1 protein-coding gene is annotated in these 2,369 nt (G+C 45.2%); it reads left to right on the forward strand.

The annotated features are described in order from the left end of the window. Window positions 1-1,797, forward strand: a 1,797-nt coding sequence (ccsA, locus tag Q0340_RS06250) for a cytochrome c biogenesis protein CcsA (protein ID WP_298082590.1), incomplete at its 5' end; no start/stop codon positions are given. Between the last annotated feature and the right edge of the window lie 572 nt (window positions 1,798-2,369).

The following is a 2,369-nucleotide window of genomic DNA, read 5'->3' on the forward strand; positions in this document are numbered from 1 at the left end:
ATCGTGCAAGATCCCGCTTCGCAAAATTCCGCGCAAAATTCCGCGCAGAATTCGGCCGCTGAAAATTCCAAGCAGGGCTCCGCTTCGCAAGAATCTGCAGCGGAGCAAGACTCCGTCCCACCGCATAATTTTTCTACTATGGGAGGCGAACTAGCCGTGCCGAAATTTGATCCTAAATTTAGCGAGGATCTAGCAAGCCTCGTAATTCAGGGATTTGATGGGCGAATGGAGCCTTTTGATACCGTTTCTAGGGAGCTTTTAAATAAAATTTACCGCGCCGACGACTACAAGGCGCCAAATGGCGAAATTTTAAACCATAACGCCGCTGCGCTTTCGTTTATGCTAAATCAAAGCTACTGGAGGCGTGCGCCGATTATCAAGGTTAGCGAGCCGGAGCTTAAGAAAATTCTAGGTATGGACGAGAAGCAAAGCTACGCCAGTATGATGGATTTTTTTGAATTTAAAGGCGGCGAGAGCTACTACAAGCTCGATAAAATGGTCGAGGAGATCAACCGCAAGCCTTTAGGCAATCGCGGTGTGCTAGATAAAGAGATCATCAAGGTAAATGAGCGCGTAAACGTCTTTTACTCGGCGTTTATGGGGGATTATTTTAGAATTATTCCGGTTAAGAACGCTAAAAATAACGAGTGGCTTTCGCCGCTATATCTAGGCGATGCGCTGGATCAAAACGAATCTGCTGAAGTTAAAAAAATGATGGGAATATTCGTTTCGTCCGTAGTTTATGCCCAAGAAAGCGGGGATTGGAGCGGCGCAGAAAAGATGCTAAGCTACGTCAAAAAATACCAAGCACAAAACGGCGCAAACCTAATGCCTAGCGAGAGCACAATAAAATATGAAATTTTATTTAATAAGGCTAAAATTTTTAAGCGCCTCTTTCCGATCTATACTATCTCGGGATTTTTGCTTCTGATCTTTATCTTTTTGCGGATGATGAAGCCTGCTCTTCGCTTAGGCGGCGCGTTTAAGCTAGTTTACGTCGTAAATATCGTCGCTTTCATCGCGCATACCGCGGGTCTTGCGCTGCGCGGCTACGTCTCGGGGCACGCGCCGTGGAGCAACTCCTACGAATCGCTCATCTACATCGCGTGGGCGCTGTCGCTAAGCGGAATATTTTTCTCGCGCAAATCCGCTATTTCGCTGGCGCTAACGTCGATAATGGCGGGCATAACGCTGATGGTGGCGCATCTTAGCGACATCGATCCGCAGATCACCAATCTCCAGCCGGTTCTAAAATCGCACTGGCTTACGATCCACGTCTCGGTAATCACCGCGAGCTATGGATTTTTGGGGCTTTGCATGCTGCTTGGAATTTTTACCCTCGTGATGTTTTTATTCGATAAGAAGAACCCCGAGATCGCGCGCAACATCACGGAGGCTACGCATATCAACGAAATGTCGATGATCCTAGGTCTTTGTTTGCTGACGGTGGGCAACTTCCTAGGCGGCGTGTGGGCGAATGAAAGCTGGGGGCGCTACTGGGGCTGGGATCCGAAGGAGACCTGGGCGCTCATTACGATTTTCATCTACGCGGTGGTAGTGCATTTTAGATTTATGCCTAAGCTCAACAATCAATTCGCTTTTGCCGTAGCCTCGATGTTTGCGTATTTTAGCGTCATAATGACCTATTTCGGCGTAAATTTCTATCTAAGCGGCATGCACTCCTACGCTAGCGGCGAGCGCATTCCGGTGCCCGGCTGGGCGTACGTGATGGTCGCTTCGATGGTGGCCCTTGCGATCGCGGCGTATTTTCGCTCGGGCAAATCGGCTAGGCTTTAGATAGACGGGCTCAAATTTTAGAATAATAATTTTGAAATTTCGCCCGGATTTCGCAGCTTGCTGAGGCTTTAGGGATTTATGGAATTTATCTTTAAATTTCGGCTAGGCTTTAAAATCCCGCAGAATTTTATAGAATTTTACGGCTCGCGATTGCGCTAAATTTTAAAATTTTGCATCGCGACAGAATGTATCGCAAGGGAATTTTGATGCCTGAGACTTTGTGATGTAGTAAAATTCTAATGATTTGGAATTTGCGCCGCTATGGGGTTTTAATGTTTTAAATTTTACTTCTAGTGGAATTTTTTCATACGACGGAAGCGCGACGTAATTTAGAATTTTAAAATTTCAGCTAGCGCGCTAGTGCAAAATTCCACCCCGTCGCTGCCATAACCGAGCAGTGAAATTTTAAAATTTGATTTTATAAATTCTATGCTCATCTTTAAATCTAAAATTTAAAATCTCGTACTTTATGAAATTTTATTTATGGCGTCGAATTTTAAAATTTCGCACGCCATTGTTGCAGCAACTTTTGCGCGATAAAATTTTAAAATTTTAAATTTCGCGCCATGATA

This window comes from uncultured Campylobacter sp. (genome assembly GCF_938045595.1).
Classification (GTDB): domain Bacteria; phylum Campylobacterota; class Campylobacteria; order Campylobacterales; family Campylobacteraceae; genus Campylobacter_B.